Origin of the sequence: Xanthomonas euvesicatoria pv. euvesicatoria (assembly GCF_020880415.1) — a bacterium.
Classification (GTDB): domain Bacteria; phylum Pseudomonadota; class Gammaproteobacteria; order Xanthomonadales; family Xanthomonadaceae; genus Xanthomonas; species Xanthomonas euvesicatoria.
Window position 1 is genome coordinate 16,437 of record NZ_JAJIUJ010000067.1, and the last position, 21,828, is coordinate 38,264.

A 21,828-nucleotide genomic window follows, 5' to 3' on the forward strand; every position below is an offset into this window, starting at 1 on the left:
TGACGCGCGCATGGACATGAACCAGCTGATGCAGACCTTCCTGGCCGAGAGCCGGGACCTGCTCGAAGACATGGAACGGCATCTGCTCGAAGCCGAGCGCGGCGAACCGTCGCCGGATGCGGTCAATGCCATCTTCCGCGCCGCGCACACCATCAAGGGCTCCGGCGGCCTGTTCGACCTGCCGCAGCTGGTCGGCTTCACCCATGTGGTGGAGAGCGTGCTGGATCTGGTACGCGACGAAGCGCTGAGCTTGAGCTCGGAACTGATCGGGCTGCTGCTGGTGTGCTGCGACCATATCCATGCCTTGGTGGAAACCGCCGCAGACCCGAGCCACGCCGACCCGGTCGCGCTGGCCGCCGAAGCCGAACCGCTGCTGGCGCAATTGCAGACGTATCTGCAACGCAGCGCCTGCGGCGTCACTGCAGCCGCGGTTGCGCAAGGCGCACCGGAAAAGCAGAGTGGTTACTGGCGGATCACCCTGAAACTGTTCGCCGACGCACTGCGCTTCGGCAATTCGCCGCTCAAGCTGATTCGCAACCTGCGCAGCCTGGGCTCGGTCGAATCGATCACCACCGATATCAGCCAGCTGCCGGCATTCGACGACCTCGATCCGGAAGCCAACTACCTGGGCTTCCAGATCCTGCTGCGCAGCGATGCCGACCGCGCCGCCATCGAAGAGGTGTTCGAATTCGTCCGCGAAGATTGCGATCTGGAGATCGTGTCGGTTCCGGCGCCATCCGACGCCGCTGAATTGCTCAGCGCCGAAGCGGCAGCCAGCCCCACGCCGAACAAGCCGCTTGCTGCAGTACCCAGCGCCGCTTCGGCCCCAGGCCGTGCCGCGCCGGACGCTGCCGCGCGCAGCGCCGACGCGCGTTCCATCCGCGTGGATGCCGACAAGCTCGATCGCATGATCGATCTGGTCGGCGAACTCATCATCGCCGTGTCCAGCACGAGTGCCAATGCGCAACGCACCGGCGATGCGCAGTTGCTGGAATCGGCCTCGATCCTGGCTGGCCTGGTCGAAGACGTGCGCGAAAGCGCGTTGCAGCTGCGCATGGTCAAGATCGGCGGCACCTTCAGCCGCTTCCAGCGCGTGGTGCACGACGTGGCGCGCGAACTGGGCAAGGACATCGCGCTGGTGGTGGCAGGCGAAGACACCGAACTGGACAAGTCGGTGGTGGAAAAGATCGGCGACCCGCTCACCCATCTGGTGCGCAACGCGATGGACCACGGGATCGAACCGGCCGAGGTGCGCGTGGCGCGCGGCAAGCCTGCGCGCGGCACCGTCGGGCTCAACGCATATCACGACTCCGGCAGCATCGTCATCCAGATCACCGACGACGGTGGCGGCTTGAACCGCGACCGCATCCTGGCCAAGGCACTCGAACGTGGCCTGATCGAACCAGGCCGCCAACTCAGCGACCGCGACGTCTTCGCGATGATCTTCGAACCGGGTTTCTCCACGGCGGAAAAGGTCACCAATCTGTCCGGGCGCGGCGTGGGCATGGACGTGGTCAAGCGCAACATCACCGCACTGCGCGGCACGGTCGAGATCGACAGCACCGCCGGCGTGGGCACCACCATCTCGGTGCGCCTGCCGCTGACGCTGGCCATCATCAACGGCTTCCAGGTCGGCGTGGGCAAATCGGTCTTCGTGGTGCCGCTGGACGTGGTCGAAGAGTGCGTGGAGTTCACCCCCGACTACGCCAGCGACTACATCGACCTGCGCGGCAGCGTGTTGCCCTACGTGCGCCTGCGCGAACTGTTCGCGCTGGGCGGCAAGACGCCCTCGCGCGAAAGCATCGTGGTGATCCGGCAGGGCGCACAGCGCTTCGGCCTGGTGGTGGACACCCTGCTCGGCGAATGGCAGACGGTGATCAAGCCGCTGTCCAAGGTGTTCGCGCAGGTCAAAGGCATCAGCGGCTCGAGCATTCTGGGAAGCGGCGATGTCGCATTGATTCTGGATGTGCCCAGCCTGATTCAGCAGTTGCATCCCAACCAGGACGCGTTGGCGGCCTGAACGCCCGCGCCATCGCTCCGTCCGAACCGTCGTTTGTCGTTACCTGACCCCAGGAAGCTACCGTCATGTCACACCGTCTACCGATCGCTACGCAGTTGTGGTTCACCGCCGCGCTTGCAATCGCCCTGCCCGTTGTCGTGGTCGTCGCCGGCGTGGCGCTGGCGCTCTCGCACGCGGCCTTGCTGGGCGCCAGCCTGGTTGCAGCATTGATCAGCGGCGCCTTGCTGGTCTGGGCAATCCGTATCGCCAGCGCGTCGCTGGAGATGGCCACCACCACGCTGGACGCGTTCTCGCGCGGCAACTTCGATGTGGCGCTGCCGCAGGTGCGCGACGACCAGGCCAGCGATGTCCTGCGCGGGCTGCGCAAGGTGCAGAGCGGCATCCGCCATGTCAACGAGGAAATCAATCGCGTTTCGCGCGAACACGATGCCGGCGAGATCGACGCGCGCATCGACGTGGCGCGCTTCGAAGGCGATTTCCGCGCAATGGGCGACGGCATCAACCGCATGGTGGCCAGCCATATCGCGGTGAAAAAGCAGGCGATGGCCTGTGTAGCCGAGTTCGGTCGCGGGAACTTCTCCGCCGAACTGGAACGGTTGCCGGGCAAGAAGGCCTTCATCAACGAGATCGTCGACCAGATCCGCGGCAACCTCACCGGCATGGTCGCCGAGGTCAATCGCATGTCGGCCGAGCACGATGCCGGCGATATCGATGTGGTCATCGACACCCAGCGCTTCACCGGCGATTTCCGTCGCATGGCCGAAGGCATCAACGCAATGGTGGCCAGCCATATCGCGGTCAAGAAGCAAGCCATTGCCTGCGTCAGCGAATTCGGCCGCGGCAACTTCACCGCACAGCTGCCGTTGCTGCCGGGCAAGAAGCGCTTCATCAACGACACCATCGAACAGGTACGCGGCAACCTCACCGGCCTGATCGCCGAGATCAACCACATGTCGGCCGAACATGAAGCCGGCGATATCGACGTGGTCATCGACAGCAGCCGCTTCGATGGCGACTTCCGCAGCATGGCGCTGGGCATCAACCAGATGGTGGGCGCGCATATCGCGGTCAAGAAGCTGGCGATGGGCGTGGTGGCCGAATTCGGCCGCGGTAACTTCGATGCACCGCTGGCGCAGCTGCCGGGCAAGAAGGCTTTCATCAACGACACCGTGGAGCGCGCGCGCGGCAACCTGCGCAGCATTTCCGAAGTGATCCAGGTCATGGGCGCGATGGCCGAAGGCGACCTCACCCACACCGTGGAAGGCCGCTACGAAGGCGCCTTCGCCGACATGCAGCGCTACGTCAACACCACCATGAGCCGCCTCACCGAGATCGTCGATGAGGTCAACCGCAACGCCGAAAACCTGGCCAGTGCGTCGGAAGAGGTCAGCGCCACCGCGCAGGCGCTGGCCCAGGCCGCCAGCGAACAGGCGGCCGGCGTGGAAGAAACCAGCGCCTCGCTGGAGCAGATGACCGCCTCCATCGCGCAGAACACCGAAAACGCGCGCGTCACCGACAGCATGGCGGCCAAGGCGGCCAGCGAAGCGGCCGACGGTGGCGACACCGTGCGCGCCACCGTGGTGGCGATGAAGGACATCGCCAAGAAGATCGGCATCATCGACGACATCGCGTATCAGACCAACCTGCTGGCGCTCAATGCCGCCATCGAAGCCGCGCGCGCCGGCGAACACGGCAAGGGCTTTGCGGTGGTCGCCGCCGAAGTGCGCAAACTGGCCGAGCGCAGCCAGATCGCTGCGCAGGAAATCGGCGAAGTGGCCGGCTCCAGCGTGGAACTGGCCGAAAGCGCCGGCCGCGTGCTCGGCGAGATGGTGCCTTCGATCCGCCGCACCTCCGACCTGGTGCAGGAAATCGCCGCCGCTTCCGAAGAACAGACCGCCGGTGTCAGCCAGATCAACACCGCCGTGGGGCAATTGAACCAGACCACCCAATCGGCCGCCGCCAATGCCGAAGAACTGGCCGCCACCTCGGAAGAGATGAGCGCGCAGGCCGAACAGCTGCAGCAGCTGATGGGCTTCTTCCGGCTGGGCAATGGCGGCCGCGCCGCGTCGGGCAGCAACAGGCAGGGTCCGCGCAGGATCGCCGCGCATGCGCCTGCCACGGTGAGCAGCGCGCAGCCACGACGCACCAACGTGCGCCAGCTCAGTGCGGTCGCCGCCACCGCCGATGCGATCGACGAATCGCAATTCGCCAGCTTCTGAGGAGCCGACGATGCAAGCGCTTCCTGCAACCGACCGCCAAGTGCCGTCTTCGACGGCACCGCAGCAATACCTCACGTTTTTGCTGGGTGGGGAAATGTTCGGCCTGGGCATCCTGGGCATCAAGGAAATCATCGAATACCGCATCCCCACCGACGTGCCGATGATGCCGCCGGCACTGCGCGGGGTGATCAATCTGCGTGGAGCGGTGGTACCGGTGGTGGATCTGCAGCAACGCTTCGGCCGCAACGCCAGCGCGATCACCAAGCGCAGCTGCATCGTGATCGTGGAGATCGCGCATGGCCAGCTGCATCAGGTGCTCGGGCTCCTGGTGGATGCGGTCAGCGAAGTGCTGGAAATCGCGCCTTCCGACATCGTCGACACGCCCAGCTTTGGCGCCGGCATCGCGCGCGACTTCATCCACGCCATGGGCAAGATCGGCGAGCGCTTCGTGATCCTGCTCGATGCCGATGCCGTGCTGGGCAACGACACGCTCGCCCAGCTGCCGGCCGCCGAGCTGGCGGCCTGACCTCACGCATGCACTCAAGGACTCCCATGCGCCCCGCCCTTCTCTCCTGCAACTGCACGCTGGCCGGCCCGGTCCTGGTCGTGGACGACAGCGTGGTCCAGCGCGAACACGCCATGGCGCTGTGTCGCCAGCTCGGCGCAAGCGTGGTCGACGGTGCCGTCGACGGAAACGCGGCACTGGAATGGCTGACGCGCGCCCAGGCGCCATCGTTGTTGCTGGTGGATCTGGAAATGCCGGGCATGGACGGCGTGCAGTTGCTCGACGCCCTGGCGCGCGGCAAATACAGCGTGCCGGTGGTGGTGGTCTCGCAACGCGGCGGTGCCTTGATCGATGCAGTGATGCAACTCAGCCGCAGTGCCGGCGTGCGCGTGCTCGGCGGCATCGAAAAGCCGATGAACCTGCAAGATCTGGCCACCGTGCTGGATTGCGAACCGGAGCCGGCCGCCGATGCACCGGCATTCGCGCCGGTGGCGATCTCGCCGCTGATGTCCAGCGGTGGTGCCGCCGCCTCGCGGCTGGACCGCGCCATGCGCCGCGGCGAGATCCGTGTGGCCTACCAACCCAAGCTCGACCTGAAGGACGGCCGCCTGCGTGGCGTGGAAGCGCTCGCACGTTGGCGCCGCCCGCAAGGCGACATGATCGGCCCGGACCGTTTCATTCCGCTGGCCGAACGCGAAGGCTTGATCCACGCGTTGACGCAGCAGGTCATCGACAAGGCCATCGCGCAATTGGTGGACTGGCGCGGCGAAGGCTTCGACCTGAGCCTGGCCTTGAACCTCTCGCCCCGGCTCTTGGGCGAAGATCATTTTCTCGAAGAGCTGTGCGCCAAGCTGGGCGAGAACGGCCTGAGCCCGGCCGACCTGGTGCTGGAACTCACCGAAAGCGCCATCGTGGAGCCGGCCAATGCGCTGAGCATGCTGGCGCGTTTGCGCCTGCACGGGTTCGGCCTGTCCATCGACGACTACGGCACCGGCTTCTCCTCGCTGCAGCGGCTGGCCAGCATTCCCTTCACCGAACTCAAGCTGGACCGCAGCTTCGTGCATGCAGCGCATCGCAGCCGCAGCCAGCGCACCGTGCTCGAATCGACGCTGGAGCTGGCGCATCGGCTCGAGCTCACCGCCGTGGCCGAAGGCGTGGAAACGCCCGACGACTGGCGGCTGCTGCGCGAACTTGGCTGCGACCTGGCACAAGGCTATCTGATGGCCTCGCCGATGCCCGGGCCGATGCTGTCGGAGTGGTGGCGCGAACACGCCATGCGCATCGCACGCCTGAGCGACAGCACGTTCCACAGCGATGCGGATGTGGCCTGAGCCGATGAGCACCGCGACCGCCATCACCGAACAGGAGTTCGGCCGCTTCCAGCGCTTCATCTTCGAAGCGGCCGGCATCACCATTTCCTCCGGCAAGAAGGCGATGCTGTGCGGCCGCCTGGGCAAGCGCCTGCGCGAACATCAGTTCAGCACCTATACGCAGTACCTGCAGCTGCTGGAAAGCCGCCAGGACCGCAGGGAAATCCAGACTGCGATCGACCTGCTCACCACCAACGAAACCTATTTCTTCCGCGAGCCCAAGCATTTCGAGCTGCTGCGCAGGCTGGCCGGCGAACACCGTGGCGGGCTGCCGTTCCGCTGCTGGAGCGCTGCAAGTTCCAGCGGCGAGGAAGCCTACAGCATGGCGATGGTGCTGGACGACACCTTGCAGGGCCGCCCGTTCGAGGTGGTAGGCACCGACATCAGCACGCGCGTGCTGGCCAAGGCGCGCACGGGCCATTACGCGCTGCAACGCATCGACGGCATCCCGCAGGCCTATCTCAAACGCTATTGCCTGCGTGGCCAAGGCGAGTACGACGGCACCTTGCTGGTGGAGCGGCGGCTGCGCGAGCGCGTGCAGTTCGTGCACGCCAACCTCAATGCCGCGCTGCCGGCACTGGGCAGCTTCGATGCGATCTTCCTGCGCAATGTGATGATCTATTTCAACGGCCAGACCAAGCGCGAAGTGATCCTGCGCGTGCTGTCCAACCTCAAGCCGGGCGGGCACTTCTGCATCGGCCATTCGGAAAGCCTGAGCGAACTCGACATCGATCTGGTCCAGGTGGCACCCTCGATCTTCCGCAAGGCATGACCCAAGGATTCACCGTGTCCACAGCGCTCCATCGCCCCGCCGCCAACCCCACGACCATCAAGGCCATGGTGGTCGACGATTCGGCAGTGGTACGCCAGGTGCTGGTGGGCGTGCTCAACGACGCGCCGGGCATCGACGTCATCGCCACTGCCGCCGACCCGCTGCTGGCGATCGAAAAAATGCGCCAGCACTGGCCGGATGTGATCGTGCTGGACGTGGAAATGCCGCGCATGGACGGCATCACCTTTCTGCGCAAGATCATGAGCGAGCGGCCCACGCCGGTGGTTATCTGCTCCACGCTCACCGAAAAAGGCGCGCGCGTCACCATGGATGCACTGGCCGCCGGCGCGGTGGCAGTGGTGACCAAACCCCGCCTGGGTTTGAAGCAATTTCTCACCGACTCTGCCGACGAACTGGTGGCGACCGTGCGCAGCGCAGCGCGCGCCAACGTCAAGCGGCTGGCTGCGCGCGTAACTGCCGCGCCGCTGGAAGCGGAGGTCAAGCACACCGCCGATATCATCCTGCCGGCACAAAGCGGACGTGCGCTGGCGCAGACCACCGAACGCATCGTCGCCATCGGCACCTCCACCGGCGGCACCCAGGCCCTGGAAGAAGTGCTCACCGCGCTGCCGCGCGTCTGCCCCGGCATCGTGATCGTGCAGCACATGCCGGAGAAATTCACCGCTGCCTTCGCCGCGCGCCTGAACGGTCTTTGCCAGATCGCCGTCAAGGAGGCCGCCAACAACGACCGGGTGATGCCGGGCCGTGCATTGATCGCACCGGGCGGCAAACATCTGTTGCTGCGTCGCAGTGGCGCGCAGTATTTCGTCGAAGTGCTGGAAGGCCCACCGGTCAACCGGCATCGGCCCTCGGTCGATGTGCTGTTCCGCTCGGCCGCGCGCGCGGCCGGCAGCAATGCGCTGGGCATCATCATGACCGGCATGGGCGACGATGGCGCCGCCGGCCTGCTGGAAATGCGCCAGGCCGGCGCACGCACGGTGGCACAGGACGAACACACCAGCATCGTGTTCGGCATGCCCAAGGAAGCGATCAAGCGCGGCGGCGCAGACCGTATCCTGCCGCTGGGCGCGATGGCGCGCGAGATCGTGACGCAGCTGCAATAACGCGACAGACGTCCACGTCACGCGCTCAACGCTCTGACAGAGCCACCGCGTCTACCGCGTCTTCCGCGCGACAGACCCACTGCACCTACTGGACAGAGCCTGTGCACCTGCTGGACACAGCCATTGCCCGTGCTCCAATGCAGCAATTGCGTCTGCTCCAACGCAGCCACTGCGTCTGCGCCGCATCGACGCGCGCATTCTCCTATCCATGAAAGACCGCCACATTCCCTTCTCCCGCCGGCGGGAGAAGGTGCCCGAAGGGCGGATGAGGGCAACACGCTAACCAGCCAGCTACAGCTGCGACTCCAGCGGCAACCAGCCCATCACCGCTGCTGCGCCACGTCGCCACACGCTCGCCGCCGGCTCGCGCGACCACACCTCGGGCGGCTGCGCGGCATCGTCGTGCCAACGCAGCTCGCCCTGCTCCAGGGTCACGCGGTAACTCACCGGCGCACTGATCTTGTGGTTGTACAGCCGCTCCAGCTCCGCGGTGACCACTCGGTCGTTGAACAACAGGCCCATTTCGGTATTGAGGTTCATCGAACGCGGGTCCAGGTTGAACGAGCCGATGAAACCGCTGCTGTCGTCCACGACAAACGCCTTGGTATGCAGGCTGGCGCCGCTTGAACCGAACAGGCTGCCGTCCGGCTTGCCCATCGGCTTGAGCTCATGCAGGCGCACGCCCTGCTGCAGCAGCGGCACGCGATAGCCGGCATAGCCGCTGTGCACGGCCACCACGTCGTTGGCCGCCAGCGAGTTGGTCAGAATGCTCACGCGCACATCGCGCTGGCGTAGGTTGCCGATCCAGCGCATGCCCTCGTCGCCCGGCACGAAATATGGCGAGATCACTTTGAGCTCGCGCTGTGCGTGCGCCATTTCGCCGATCAGCACCGGCGTCATCCAGTCGGCTTGCGGCGGCGCACCTTCGGCTTTTTCCGGCGGGTCGGAGACGGTGCGCGCCTGCGACACCCAGTGCACCGGTCGGTCGCCCTGCATCAGTTCACGCACGCTTGGCGAGCGCTTGAGCCGCTCCACATACGGATGCGCGCGCACCGATGCCATGCCCGCGTCAAGGCTGCCACGCAAGGCCTCCAGTGCCTGCGGCTTTGCGGTGACCAGCGCAGACAGCGGCAAGGCATTGGGGCTGTTCCAGTACGCGTCGAACACCTGCTCGGCCTGGCCCACCGCAGGCCCCATCAGCGCCGCATCCATATCCATGAAGTTGGTGTCGCGCGCCGCATCGAAATATTCGTCGCCCACGTTGCGCCCACCCACCACCGCGATGCGGCCATCGGCAATCCAGGCCTTGTTGTGCATGCGGCGATTGATGCTGAGCATGCGCAGCACCATCTCCACCCCACGCATCAAGGTGCCTTCTCGCGCGCGCGTGGGGTTGAACAGGCGAATCTCGATCAGCGGATGGCTATCCAGGGCAGCCAGCACCGAATCGCTGCCATGGATATTCATGTCGTCCAGCAACAACCGCACGCGTACGCCGCGATCGGCCGCGCGCAGCAATTCGTTATGCAGCAGGTTGCCGGCGAAATCGGCATGCCAGATGTAGTACTGCAGATCCAGGCTGCGCCCGGCCGCACGCGCGGTGAGCGCACGTACCGCAAACGCATCGACGTTATCCGGCAGGATCACCATGCCGGTCTGATCGGCGTGCGCCTGTTGCAGTGGCGCCACCACCTTGTCGATGGGCGTCGCCACCGCCGTGGCAGGCAGCACGTGACTGACCGGCCCGCGTTGACGGTCGGCAAAGCGCCCGTAGCCGTACAGCGATAACGCGCTGGCCAGCACCAGTACCAGCAGCGCAATGCCGAACCATTTGAAAAAATTTCCGCTTTGTCACTGCCGATTCCGCGATGCGCAGCGCGGCAGTGTAGAGCCCACGCGGGCAGGCCGGTGTGCAGACGCTGACACAAGCAACCTCGACAATTCCCGCGAGAAACAGACGGGTGTCGTGGAAGTGTCGTGGACGCGAGTACTCGCAGCACCGCGTGCCGCACAGGGCGAACGTGGTGGTTTACGGCGTCATCAGCGGTATGGCGCGCCAGCTGCCGAAGCACCATCGCGCGCCCGCGGCGCTTACCAGATGGTCACCCGCTCCTTGTCGCCACGCACCATCGCATCGCCGGGCTTGCACTGGAACGCCTGCGCAAACGCCGGCATGTTCGACGGCGCACCGTTGGCGCGGAAATTCGCCGGTGCGTGCGGGTCGGTGTTCAGGCGCACGCGCAATTCGCCATCGGTGAAGTTGCGGCGCCAGACCGTGGCCCAGTTCATGAAGAACCGCTGGTCCTGCGAATAACCATCGATCTGCGTGTTGGCGGCCGGCTGCTCCTGCAACGCCATTTGCAAGGCATCGTACGCCACGGTCAGGCCGCCCAGATCGCCGATGTTCTCGCCCAGCGTCAGCTTGCCTTTGACGTGCACGCCCTTGATCGCTTCATAGCCATCGAACTGCGCCACCAGTCGGTCGGTGCGCTCGGTGAACAACTTGCGGTCTGCATCGGTCCACCAGCTATCGAAGTTGCCCTTGGCATCGAACTGGCTGCCGGAATCGTCGTAGCCGTGCATCATTTCGTGTCCGATCACCGCACCGATGCCACCGTAGTTCAAGGCCGGATCGGCCTTGGGGTCGAAGAACGGCGGCTGCAGGATGGCGGCCGGAAACACGATCTCGTTGCGTGTGGCGTTGTAGTACGCATTCACCGTCTGCGGGGTCATGTGCCACTCGCGCTTGTCGACCGGCTTGCCGATCTTGTCCAGCATGTCGCGGTAGTTGAATGCCTGCGCGGCCTGCATGTTGGCAAGAAAGCCGTCGCCACGCGTCTGAAGGCCCGACCAATCGCGCCACTGGTCCGGGTAACCGATCTTGGGAGTGAAGCTGGCCCATTTCTCCAGTGCGCGCTGTTTGGTGTCCGCGCTCATCCAGTCGAGCTTTTCCAGCCGCGCCTTGAGCGCCGCCGACAGGTTTTGCACCAGTTGCTGCATCTGCTCCTTTGATTCGGCCGGGAATGCAGATTGCACATACAGCTGGCCCAGGGCCTCGCCCATCGCCTCGTTGACCGCATTCAAGGTGCGCTTCCAGCGCGGCAGCATGTCCTGCTGGCCGCGCAGGGTCTTTGCGTAGAAATCGAAATTGGCCTGCTCGAACGGCTTGGCCAGATACGGCGCCGCTTCGTCCACCGTATGGAAGCGCAGATACGCCTTCCAGGTAGCGATCGGCGTATCGGCCAGCATCGCATCGAGCTCGGCGAAATAGCCCGGCTGGCTCAGCGAGAAGGTGCCGGCCGGCACCTTGAGCGCTGCGAAAAACGCCTTCCAGTCGAAGTGCGGCGTGATGGCGTTGGCGCCGGCCACATCGACCGGGTTGTAGCGCTTGGCCGGGTCGCGCAGTTCGATACGCGACAACGACGCATTGGCCAGGCGCGTCTCGAACGCCATCACCGCCTTGGCCTGCGCGGCCGTCTGCGCTGCCGGGATACCCGACAGCTCCAGCATCCGCGCGATGTAGGCCACGTACTGCTCGCGGATCTTTGCCTGCGCCGGATCGGTGTAATAGCCCTTTTCGGGCAAGCCCAGACCGCCCTGCCCTGCGTAGGCGATCATCTGCTCGGAATTCTTGTAGTCGGCATTGGCACCGAACGAAAACACCAAGCCCTGGCCTTGCGCATAACTGTTGCGCAACCAGGCGGCGATGGACGGCGCATCGGTCAATGCGTCGATGTCCTTCAACTGCGGCTGCAGCGGCGTAATGCCCGCTTTGTCGATCGCCGCTTCATCCGAGCCGGTCCGCCACAGGTCGGCGATCTTGGCATCCACCGAACCGGCCGACAGATTGCCGCGCGCCAGTTGCTCCACCAACGCGTGCTGGATGGTCAGCGAGCGCTCGGCCAGCACCTCAAAGCTGCCCCAGCTGGTGCGATCGGACGGCACCGGATTGGCCTTGAGCCACTTGGCGTTGACGAACCCGTTGAGGTCCTGACACGCAGCGATGCTCGGGTCCAGGTCGCTGCTGCTGAATGCCACGATCGGCGCATCGAGCTTGGACACATCCACCTTGGTCGATACCGCCTGCGGCGCGGCAGGCGCCACCTTGGCGGTGTCATCGGAGGCGCCGCACGCAGACAGCGCGACCACGATGGCGACCGCAAGCGACAGCGGAGCTAACTTGCGCAACTTCATTGAATTCTCCAGGGCATGACCGCGCAGGCGCGATCGAAAAAAGTCGACATCCGGTCGGCAAGCGCTGGCGAAGAACCGCGCAGCGCAGGCGCCCGCCTCTTCGTCAGTCGCTCTGCAACCGGCCAGACCACATCCGTGCAGCGGCACCGCAACATGAAGTCGATGCCGTGCGCCATGAAAGTCCATTGCATCTGTACAGCACGTGCGCGTCCGTCATCGGCACCGCCACGCACTGCTTCCACTCCACCTGCATGCCGGCGCAACGCGCGCCATCGCATGCGCTCAACGCCGCGCGTAAAACGGCGCCATCACCAGATACACCGGATACGCCAGCACCATCAGCGCCAGGGCGAGCTCGTGCCCCGACGCCGCATCGGCCCACGCTTCCATCTGTGGCGCCGGCCCAGCCACGCCAAACCCCAGCAACAGCGCCCCCATCGCGCAGATCAGCAGTGCCAGCGCCAGTCCCGCGCCGGAGATGTCGCCAGCAGCCAAGGCGACAAACGCGGCCCCGCCGGCCACCAGCATGCCGAGCGTCACCAGATACGCGCGACAGTAAACGGCAGTCATCTGCCGGGTTCTCCGTTTGCTGGACATCGTGTCTCGCCTGCGCCTCGGTGCCGAGCGCGTATTACCCTCTCGCACCGCTTCCATTCATCACCGCACGCAGCCGCTTGCAGCCGCATGCGCACAAGAACACGCGCTGCGCGCACCGCACGCAGCGCTGCAACCGCCAACGGCGATTACTTCGCCTTGCCCTGGTTGGCCACCGCTTCGGCCGCGCGCTTGGCCGCTTCCGGGTCGCCCAGGTAACGGAAGCTGCGCACCTGCAGGTTGTCGTCCAGCTCGAACAGCAACGGGATGCCTGTGGGGATGTTGAGCTCGAGGATCTGCTCGTTGGAGACATCGTTGAGGTACTTGTACAGCGCGCGCAGCGAATTACCGTGCGCGGTCACCAGCACGGTCTGCCCGGCCTTCAACTGCGGCGCAATCGCGTCGTGCCAATACGGCAACACGCGCACCAGCGTGGTTGCCAACGACTCGGTCCCCGGAAGAGCGTTGCGGTCCAGGGTGGCGTAGCGCCGGTCATGGCACGGGTGGCCCGGGTCGTTGACGTCCATCGCCGGCGGCGGGATGTCGTAGGAACGGCGCCAGATCTTGACCTGCTCCTCGCCGTGCTTGGCCGCGGTTTCGGCCTTGTCCAGCCCTTGCAGGCCGCCGTAGTGGCGCTCGTTGAGGCGCCAGCTCTTGGACACCGGCAACCAGTCCTGGTCCAGTTCCTTCAATGCGCCCTGCAGCGTGTGGATGGCGCGCTTGAGCACCGAGGTGTGGGCGACATCGAACTGCAGCCCTTCGTCCTTCATCAGCTTGCCGGCCGCCACAGCTTCCTGGCGGCCCTGGTCGGTGAGTTCCACATCCACCCAGCCGGTGAAACGGTTGTCCAGATTCCATTGGCTCTGGCCATGGCGCAGCAGTACGAGTTTGCGGGTCACTACGGTTCTCCGATTGGGGCCGATCAGCCTGCGATTGTAGCGGCAGCGCGTGCATCGCAGGCGTGCACGAGATCGCCACAGGCAGCGCGCGATGCTTTCGCAATGCAGACCAACGATCCCGTCTTCGCCGGTTGGGACGGCAGCGTGATTCAGGCGCGACAGTTGCAGCAGCAACTGGCACGGCGCGTGGTGCTCGATGACGCGGTGAGCGCAACGCCGCAGTTGCTTGCGGGGTTCGATGTCGGTTTCGAAGACGATGGCCAGACCACCCGTGCGGCTGCCGTGTTGCTGGATGCGCAGACGCTGCTCCCGCTGGAAACGCACGTCGCGCGCGTGCCGACCTCGATGCCCTATGTCCCCGGCCTGCTCAGTTTTCGCGAATTGCCCGCGTTGCTGAGGGCCCTGGCGCTGCTGTCGCGTACGCCGGATCTGGTGTTCATCGATGGCCAGGGCATCGCGCATCCGCGCAGGCTGGGCATCGCGGCGCACTTCGGCGTAGTGACCGGCCTGCCGTGCATCGGCATCGCCAAGCAGCGCCTGGCCGGCAGCTTCGCTGAGCCTGGGCCCGAACGCGGCGACCACACGCCGATCCTGCTGGGCGGTGCGCAGATCGGCTGGGCACTGCGCAGCAAACCGCGTTGCAACCCCTTGATTGTCTCGCCCGGCCATTGCGTGTCGATGCAAGGCGCGCTCGACTGGACCCTGCGCACGTTGCGCGCCTATCGCCTGCCCGAGCCTACGCGCCTGGCCGACCGGCTGGCCTCGCGCCGCGGCGAGGTGACGGTACCGGCAGCCTGCTCCGGTCAGCTGCTGTGAGCAGGCGTCGCGTCAGCGGCCACGTGCCACAGCCCCAGCGCCGGCCGCATAGGCACGGCGCTGGGGCAACCCATCAGTTGTAAGTGATGACGATGCGACCGGAGCCGTCGATCCGGAAGAAAATCAGTTGCTTGTCGGACGCAGGCCGGTAGTTCACCAATGGCCCCACTGCATAGGGCTGATCGCTGCACGAGGACGAGGACGCAGCGACCTGATAGGTGGTCGCCGTGCTGAGCGTCGGCCCTGCAACACTCCTGCCGGAGTAGACCGCATAGCAGCCGACCGCGCTTCCATTTATCAGGAATGCCAGCGAGCGGACATTAGCGGACGCACTGATGATGCGACTGGGGAGGGCCCGGGCGCTCTGCGCACTACCAAGGCAGGGCGCCAACGCGGCCATCACCAAGAAGAGCAGCGATGTTGTCTTCCTTCCTGAGATCGATAAGGACATAACGTATTCCTCGGATTGGGAGTGAGAATCTGAAACGCATCGAGTAAAACGCTAAAGCGCGAGCGACTTGCCGCCAGGTGTGCACCGCAGACGATGCGCAGCAAGCGACCGTTGCCGATCCGTCACCTGAGACGCATGCAATGAAGGCCAAAGCGCTCGTGGATCGTGCAGCGCCGCCATTATTCATGGCGCGATGACGCACGTGACCTGGCACGCTGCATTTAGGTGGCGGCGGTACGTTTCCCGCCATGCAACTTCGTTCGTGTTGCAACTTCGCCGCTGCCAGAACCTCGTCCACCGATACCTGGCGGCAACAGCGGTGGCGAGGCCTGGAGACAGCCGCTTGCGTTGCAAGATCAGGCCGGCCATGGCGGCCACAAGCGCCCCGGGCCTTGCCGATGGGAAACATGCGCACGGCAATGGCGCCCGCGCCGAGCTTCAGTAGTGCGGCCTGCATGATCCCGGACCGCAGCGCTGGATGCGTCGTCTTCGCTGCCAACAATGTCCTCGTTGGCACCGCATCTGCCTGCAAAGACCGGGGCTGTCTCGCGCTGAGCCGCTGCTACCTCGTACCGCTTCCGTAAGGCATTCGCGGTGCGGCACCCGCTGCCGCGCCGATGGCGCGTCCCCCGACGCGCAGGAAGCGCCATGACCCGGACACTGCGTTTTACGCCACGCGCCCGCCCCGGCCACCGCGCATGCGAAGCTCGTGCCCACGTCATCAACTCCGCGAGACCGCGCATGACCACCCTGATCGCTCCACGCGTCCATGACATCGGCGGACTGGAAGTGCGCCGCGCCGTGCCAACCCTGCAGGCGCGCAGCGTCGGCCCGTTCGTGTTCGTCGACCACATGGGCCCAGCCGTGCTGGAGCCCGATCACGGCATCGATGTACGCCCGCATCCGCACATCGGCCTGGCCACGGTCACGTTCCTGTGGGCCGGCGAAATCGGCCACCGCGACACGCTGGGCTCGGATCAGGTGATCCGCCCCGGCGACGTCAACTGGATGACCGCCGGCCGCGGCATCGCCCATTCCGAACGCACGCCTGGCCCGGAGCGCGCACGCGAACACGCCTTGCACGGTATGCAGACCTGGATCGCCTTGCCGCGCTCGGCCGAAGAAACCGCGCCCGCGTTCCATCACCACGCGGCGGCAAGCCTGCCGCAGCAGCGCCGCGACGGCGTGTGGCTGCGCGTGATCGCCGGCCGCGCATATGGCGAGGAATCGCCGGTACAGGTGTTCAGCGGCACGCTGAATGTGGCGCTGGATCTGGCGCCCAACGCCGAACTGGATCTGGACACCGGGCACGCCGAGCGCGCCCTGTACATCCTGGAAGGCCAAGCGCAGCTGGACGGTGCCGACGTGCCAGCTCGCCACCTGATCGTGCCCTCGCCCGGCGCCCGCGGCCGCCTGCGCGCCAAGACCCCGCTCAAGGCGATGCTGCTTGGCGGCGAGCCGCTAGATGGGCCGCGTCATCTATGGTGGAACTTCGTGTCCAGTTCCAAGGAACGCATCGAGCAGGCCAAGGACGACTGGCAGGCAGGCCGCTTCGGTAGCATTCCCGGCGACGACAAGGAGTTCATTCCGCTGCCCGAGTCACCGGCCCCAAAACCGGTTAATTACCCTTGAAACCGTGCGCTGCGCGAGTGGACCAACACGCGCGATCACCAGGTCTCTTACCGGAAGTGCCACGCTGCACATGCGATGCCAGGCACAGGTGCGACACCACTTGAGCTGATTCGCAAAACTGTGGTAGTGATGGCCTTGTAGACGGAGCGCGTTGCGTAGACGGCAGTCCTTGGACGGGGAGTTCGAGGCACTGCAACGGCACGAAATCGGCGCGCCCGCATCGTCATCCAATGCCGGGGAATCGTGTATGAAGTCTGCATCCTGCCTTGTTGGCCTGAGCTTGCTGCTGGCCGCTGCCACCGCCCATGCCCAGACCTCGCCGGTCTGCCCGCCGTTGCCACCGGCCTCCGGCCTGCAGTGGAACGAGCTCGCCGGTGCCGATTACCTGGTCTGCAAGGCCATGACTGCCGATGGCCGGCAGGTGGTCGGCGTGATGCTCACTACCCGCGACCCGGCGATGACACTGGCACGCGAGCGGCGCGCCGAAAAGGGCCAGATCCAGCAGGAAGATTTCTACTGGTACAAGCTCGATCTGGGCGGCCGCGACATGCCGGGCACGGAATCGCGCCGCGTCACCGTGGTCGAACTGGGCAAGAAGCGCTACGCCCAGCTGTGGATCGATGGCGCCAGCACCGAAGAACTCGCCTCGATGCAGTCGATGGTGCAGAACATGGATCTGCAGCCGGCCAGCCTGGCGCTGCAGCGCTGACGCAGCGCGCGTCACAGCCCCGCGCACTGCTGCACCCGTCTTGCAGCGCGCGGGTTTGCCGGCACGCTGCAGACAGTATCTGACGATATCTGCCGCGAGCGTGTCGCCGCAGATCACCATTGCGCACTGATGCTCGTGCCCTCGCGTGTCGCGCCGACGCGCATGAGGCGACGCCCGAGCGGCTTGCGCATGCACCAAGCGCACCGATGCGTCCAGCCGCTCAACGATTTTGATTCCGGCGGCCACCACGTGCGGCGGCGATGGGCTGGAGAACGCTCACGGTTGCAAACGTTGGAGCAGTGGCGCACGTCATGTCGGCATACGCCCGGAATCGGCGTGGACCGATCGCTCGTTCCAATTCCGATTCCGCATTCACCGAACCCAAAGACTGCCGGCAAGCGTCTGTCAGTCGCTTCGAATCGCCGTGTCTCCACCGCCGCCAGCCGCCTGCAACTGAGTCTCGATGCGCACCTCGCCGGTCAGCAGGCGATGGATCGGGCATTTGTCGGCCACCTCCATCAACCGTGCGCGTTGCTCGTCGTCGAGCGCACCGTCAAGCACCACCGCGCGGGCGATCGCCGTGCCGGCAGCGCCGCGCTGCGTGTAATGCAGATGCACGTGCACCGCCGTCAGCGGCCAGTGCTTGCGCGCGGCCACCATCGACACCGTGATGGCGGTGCACGCACCCAGTGCGCCCAACACCTGCGATTCGGGATCCGGCCCGGCGTCGCTGCCACCATTGGCCGGCTGCGTATCGCCGCTCCAGGTGTGCAGCCCGTCGTGGATGCTGACCGTGTACGGCACCGTGCCGGTGCGCACGCTGACGGGCCGGTCACTCATTGCCGGCTCCTGTTGTCGTACGCGGGCCGGTTCAAAACCGGCCTTCCTGGAAATCGACGAACGCCTGCATCAGTTCCTGCTTGGTGTTCATCACGAACGGGCCATGCCGCATGACGGGTTCGTTGAGCGGGCGGCCCGCGACCAGAATCAATTGCGCGCCATCGGCACCGGCGTGCAGGCGCAGGCGCTGTCCGCCACCCAGCACGGCCAGCTGCTGCGCCGACAACACGCGCGCGGTGTCGTTCTCGCCCACCGTCAGCGCGCCCTCGAAGGCATACGCGAACGCGTTATGTCCGCTGGGCAGCTGATACTCCCATTCCACGTTCGGTTCCAACGCGATATCCAGGTATACCGGGCTCGTTGCAGGTTGCACGATCGGCCCGACCACCTCGCCCACCGCACCGGCAATCACCTTGACCGTCACGCCGAGCGCCGGATGCGCCACCGGAATGTGGTCGGGTGCGTACTCCTGGTACTTGGGATCGGTCATCTTCTCGCGCGCCGGCAGGTTCACCCACAACTGAAAGCCGCGCATGCGCCCGGATTCCTGCTCCGGCATTTCCGAATGGATCAGCCCGCGCCCGGCGGTCATCCACTGCACGCTGCCCGGCGTCAGCAGGCCTTCGTTGCCGTGGTTGTCCTTGTGGCGCATGCGCCCGTCGAGCATGTAGGTCACGGTCTCGAAACCGCGATGCGGGTGGCTGGGGAAACCGGCCAAATAGTCTTCGGCCTTGTCGGTACCGAATTCGTCCAGCATCAGGAACGGGTCCAGCTCCGGCAGCTGCTGGGTGCCGATGACGCGGGTCAGCTTGACCCCGGCCCCGTCGGAGGTCGGCATGCCGCGAATGGTGCGCAGTACGTGCGCTGCTGTGGTGGTCGTGGTGCTCATCGCTTGTCCCTGTGCCCTGTGGCGAAGCGCCAATGATGGGTGCGCGCGGGCCGCCGCCCAACCGCGACCATTGCAACCGATCGTTCCAGACGCCGCCAACGCGCCAGCGCCCTAACCGATCTGTGACCGCAGCACCCTACGACCAAAGTTTTAACCCGTTGCGCCCGCCTGGCATTGACCGCAGCCGGGCGTGGGGGGACCCTTGAACGAATCGTTCCTGAGGGGCATGCATGAAAGGGTTCTCCAAGCTGGCCTGGGGCGCGTTGGCGCTGCTGGCCGCGTTCTGCCTGGGTACCGTTGCGCTGCGGCGTGGCGAGCACATCAACGCGTTATGGATCGTGGTGGCAGCGGTGTCGATCTATCTGATCGCCTACCGGTTCTACAGCCTGTTCATCGCCGACAAGGTGATGCAGCTGGACATCACCCGCGCCACCCCGGCGGTCGCCAACAACGACGGCCTGGATTACGTGCCCACCAACAAGCACGTGCTGTTCGGCCATCACTTCGCCGCCATCGCCGGCGCCGGGCCGCTGGTCGGTCCGGTGCTCGCCGCACAGATGGGCTACCTGCCCGGCCTGCTGTGGCTGGTGGTGGGCGTGGTGTTCGCCGGTGCGGTGCAGGACTTCGTGGTGCTGTTCCTGTCCAGCCGTCGCAACGGCCGCTCGCTGGGCGATCTGGTGCGCGAGGAAATGGGCCAGGTGCCCGGCACCATCGCCCTGTTCGGCGCCTTCCTGATCATGATCATCATCCTGGCGGTGCTGGCGATGGTGGTGGTCAAGGCGCTAGCGGAAAGCCCATGGGGCATGTTCACCGTCATCGCCACAATGCCCATCGCGATCATGATGGGCGTGTACATGCGCTACATCCGCGTCGGCAAGATCGGCGAGATCTCGGTGGTGGGGTTGATCCTGCTGCTGGGGGCGATCTGGCTGGGCGGCAAGGTGACGGCGGACCCGACCTGGGGCCCGGCCTTCACCTTCACCGCCAAGCAGATCACCTGGATGCTGATCGGCTACGGCTTCGTCGCCTCGGTGCTGCCGGTGTGGCTGCTGCTGGCACCGCGCGACTACCTGTCCACCTTCCTCAAGATCGGCACCATCCTGGCCCTGGCGATCGGCATCCTGGTTGTCATGCCGGACCTGAAGATGCCGGCGCTCACGCAATTTGCCTCCACCGGCGATGGCCCGGTCTGGAAGGGCGGCATCTTCCCGTTCCTGTTCATCACCATTGCCTGCGGCGCGGTCTCCGGCTTCCATGCGTTGATCGCGTCCGGCACGACGCCCAAGCTGCTCGCCAACGAAGGCCACATGCGCTACATCGGCTACGGCGGCATGCTGATGGAATCGTTCGTGGCGATCATGGCGCTGGTGGCCGCGTCGATCATCGAGCCGGGCATCTACTTCGCCATGAACAGCCCCGCCTCGCTGGTGGGCACCGACACTGTCGCAGTGGCTGCCAAGATCAGCGAGTGGGGCTTCTCGATCACACCGCAGGTACTCGAGGCCACGGCACGCGATATCGGCGAGCACAGCATCCTGGCGCGCGCCGGCGGTGCCCCTACGCTGGCGGTGGGCATCGCGCAGATCCTGCACCAGTTGCTGCCGGGCGAAGACACCATGGCGTTCTGGTATCACTTCGCCATCCTGTTCGAAGCCCTGTTCATCCTGACCGCGGTAGACGCCGGCACGCGCGCCGGCCGCTTCATGCTGCAGGACCTGCTGGGCAACTTCATCCCGGCGTTGAAGAAGACCGAGTCGTGGACCGCCAACATCATCGCCACCGCCGGTTGCGTGGCGCTGTGGGGCTACCTGCTCTACACCGGCGTGATCGATCCGTTCGGCGGCATCCAGACCTTGTGGCCGTTGTTCGGCATCTCCAACCAGATGCTGGCCGGGATCGCGTTGATGCTGGGTACGGTGGTGTTGTTCAAGATGAAGCGCGACCGCTACGCCTGGGTCACCATCGTGCCGGCGCTGTGGCTGTTGTTGTGCACCACGTACGCGGGGTTGATCAAGATCTTCGACAGCAACCCGGCGCAGGGCTTCCTGGCGCAGGCGCACAAGTTCCAGGCGGCCATCGCCAGCAACACCATCACCGCGCCGGCCAAGACGGTGCCGCAGATGCAGCAGATCGTCACCAATGCCTATGTCAACACCGGGCTGACCGTGCTGTTCCTGTTCGTGGTCGGCTCGATCCTGATCTATTCGATCAAGACGATCGTGGCAGCACGCCGCAACCCGCAGCGCACCGACCGCGAAACCCCGTACGTGGCGTTGCAGCCGCATCAGATGGCAGACCTGTAATGGGCACGCAACTCGTCCTGGCCAGTCACTATCAGGCGCATCGCCGCATTTGGCGGCGCCTGATCCAGACCGCGCGGCTGTGCTGCGGCATCCCCGACTACGACAACTACGTGCGCCACATGCTGGAAAAGCATCCCGATAAACCGGTGATGGACTACCCCGCCTTCTTCCGCGAGCGCCAGGATGCGCGCTATGGCGGCAAGAGTGGGTTTCGCTGTTGTTGATCGGTGACGGTTGATTGCCTGGCCGGTCGTCGGCCGATCAAGAGGTAGAACCGCAACAGGGCGCGATGCGAATCGCGCCCTGTTGCGTTGGCTCGACCGCAACTCGATAAAACGAATCACGTAATGGCGCATTCGCTCGTCGCAGCGCCTGTCGATGTGATGGCCAATCGATCCGCAGCAAAAACCCAATCGACGCGTGCAGGAACCTGTTCGCGGCAGCGAGCTGCTTTCACCAGGCGTCAGTCAACTGTCTAGTGCGGTGTCCTC

The 21,828-nt window shown here is 65.4% G+C and carries 17 protein-coding genes and 1 pseudogene; 11 read left to right on the forward strand and 7 right to left on the reverse strand.

Annotation, left to right across the window (positions count from 1 at the left end; all coding sequences use genetic code 11):
- Window positions 1-10 precede the first annotated feature (10 nt).
- The 6 genes from LN450_RS10855 (at window position 11) to LN450_RS10880 (ending at window position 8,010) form a co-directional block, all read left to right on the forward strand.
- Window positions 11-2,020 (forward strand): chemotaxis protein CheA, encoded by a 2,010-nt coding sequence (locus LN450_RS10855; RefSeq protein WP_011348071.1) that lies wholly within the window; start codon window positions 11-13, stop codon window positions 2,018-2,020.
- Window positions 2,021-2,085: 65 nt separating this feature from the next.
- On the forward strand, window positions 2,086-4,239 hold the full coding sequence (locus tag LN450_RS10860; protein WP_011348072.1) for a methyl-accepting chemotaxis protein: 2,154 nt from the start codon (window positions 2,086-2,088) through the stop codon (window positions 4,237-4,239).
- A gap of 10 nt (window positions 4,240-4,249) precedes the next feature.
- Complete coding sequence (locus LN450_RS10865) at window positions 4,250-4,765, forward strand: chemotaxis protein CheW (protein WP_011348073.1); 516 nt, start codon at window positions 4,250-4,252, stop codon at window positions 4,763-4,765.
- 26 nt (window positions 4,766-4,791) lie between these two features.
- Entirely contained in the window at window positions 4,792-6,075 is a 1,284-nt protein-coding gene (locus LN450_RS10870) for an EAL domain-containing response regulator (RefSeq protein WP_011348074.1), read from the forward strand.
- 4 nt (window positions 6,076-6,079) lie between these two features.
- Window positions 6,080-6,886: a CheR family methyltransferase gene (locus LN450_RS10875; RefSeq protein ID WP_039417054.1), complete on the forward strand. Its 807-nt coding sequence runs from the start codon at window positions 6,080-6,082 to the stop codon at window positions 6,884-6,886.
- Window positions 6,883-8,010: a protein-glutamate methylesterase/protein-glutamine glutaminase gene (locus tag LN450_RS10880; protein WP_039417055.1), complete on the forward strand. Its 1,128-nt coding sequence runs from the start codon at window positions 6,883-6,885 to the stop codon at window positions 8,008-8,010. The genes LN450_RS10875 and LN450_RS10880 overlap by 4 nt, the downstream gene beginning before the upstream one ends.
- 291 nt (window positions 8,011-8,301) lie before the next feature.
- Here the strand turns inward: LN450_RS10880 and LN450_RS10885 are convergent.
- The 4 genes and pseudogenes from LN450_RS10885 to gpmA form a co-directional block, all read right to left on the reverse strand.
- A pseudogene (locus tag LN450_RS10885) lies at window positions 8,302-9,865 on the reverse strand (phospholipase D family protein).
- Between the two features lie 236 nt (window positions 9,866-10,101).
- Entirely contained in the window at window positions 10,102-12,204 is a 2,103-nt protein-coding gene (locus LN450_RS10890; RefSeq protein ID WP_011348078.1) for a M13 family metallopeptidase, read from the reverse strand.
- Between the two features lie 282 nt (window positions 12,205-12,486).
- The gene (locus LN450_RS10895; RefSeq protein ID WP_011348079.1) at window positions 12,487-12,801 is read right to left on the reverse strand and encodes a hypothetical protein; all 315 of its coding nucleotides are present in this window, start codon (window positions 12,799-12,801) and stop codon (window positions 12,487-12,489) included.
- A gap of 146 nt (window positions 12,802-12,947) precedes the next feature.
- Window positions 12,948-13,697, reverse strand: a complete 750-nt coding sequence (gpmA, locus tag LN450_RS10900; protein WP_008572455.1) for a 2,3-diphosphoglycerate-dependent phosphoglycerate mutase — start codon at window positions 13,695-13,697, stop codon at window positions 12,948-12,950.
- Between the two features lie 102 nt (window positions 13,698-13,799).
- On the opposite strand from gpmA, the gene nfi reads away from it, so the two are divergent.
- Window positions 13,800-14,513, forward strand: coding sequence for a deoxyribonuclease V (gene nfi / locus LN450_RS10905; protein WP_011348080.1), 714 nt, complete (start codon window positions 13,800-13,802; stop codon window positions 14,511-14,513).
- Between the two features lie 73 nt (window positions 14,514-14,586).
- Here nfi and LN450_RS10910 read toward each other — a convergent pair whose 3' ends face one another.
- A complete protein-coding gene (locus LN450_RS10910; protein ID WP_011348081.1) occupies window positions 14,587-14,964 on the reverse strand; it encodes a hypothetical protein in 378 nt (125 codons plus the stop codon).
- Between the two features lie 741 nt (window positions 14,965-15,705).
- On the opposite strand from LN450_RS10910, the gene LN450_RS10915 reads away from it, so the two are divergent.
- Together LN450_RS10915 and LN450_RS10920 are read left to right on the forward strand one after the other, a co-directional pair.
- A complete protein-coding gene (locus tag LN450_RS10915) occupies window positions 15,706-16,596 on the forward strand; it encodes a pirin family protein (RefSeq protein ID WP_039416671.1) in 891 nt (296 codons plus the stop codon).
- 247 nt (window positions 16,597-16,843) lie between these two features.
- On the forward strand, window positions 16,844-17,305 hold the full coding sequence (locus tag LN450_RS10920; RefSeq protein WP_008572445.1) for a hypothetical protein: 462 nt from the start codon (window positions 16,844-16,846) through the stop codon (window positions 17,303-17,305).
- A 405-nt stretch (window positions 17,306-17,710) separates the two neighbouring features.
- Here the strand turns inward: LN450_RS10920 and LN450_RS10925 are convergent, their stop codons facing one another.
- Both LN450_RS10925 and LN450_RS10930 read right to left on the reverse strand, forming a co-directional pair.
- The gene (locus LN450_RS10925; protein WP_011348083.1) at window positions 17,711-18,145 is read right to left on the reverse strand and encodes an OsmC family protein; all 435 of its coding nucleotides are present in this window, start codon (window positions 18,143-18,145) and stop codon (window positions 17,711-17,713) included.
- Window positions 18,146-18,176: 31 nt separating this feature from the next.
- Window positions 18,177-19,034, reverse strand: a complete 858-nt coding sequence (locus LN450_RS10930) for a pirin family protein (RefSeq protein WP_011348084.1) — start codon at window positions 19,032-19,034, stop codon at window positions 18,177-18,179.
- A gap of 230 nt (window positions 19,035-19,264) precedes the next feature.
- On the opposite strand from LN450_RS10930, the gene LN450_RS10935 reads away from it, so the two are divergent.
- Window positions 19,265-21,337 carry a carbon starvation CstA family protein gene (locus tag LN450_RS10935; RefSeq protein WP_011348085.1) on the forward strand — a complete coding sequence of 691 codons (2,073 nt, stop codon included), beginning with the start codon at window positions 19,265-19,267 and terminating at the stop codon, window positions 21,335-21,337.
- Window positions 21,337-21,561, forward strand: coding sequence for a YbdD/YjiX family protein (locus tag LN450_RS10940; RefSeq protein WP_003488133.1), 225 nt, complete (start codon window positions 21,337-21,339; stop codon window positions 21,559-21,561). Before LN450_RS10935 ends, LN450_RS10940 begins: the two co-directional genes overlap by 1 nt.
- Window positions 21,562-21,828: the final 267 nt, after the last annotated feature.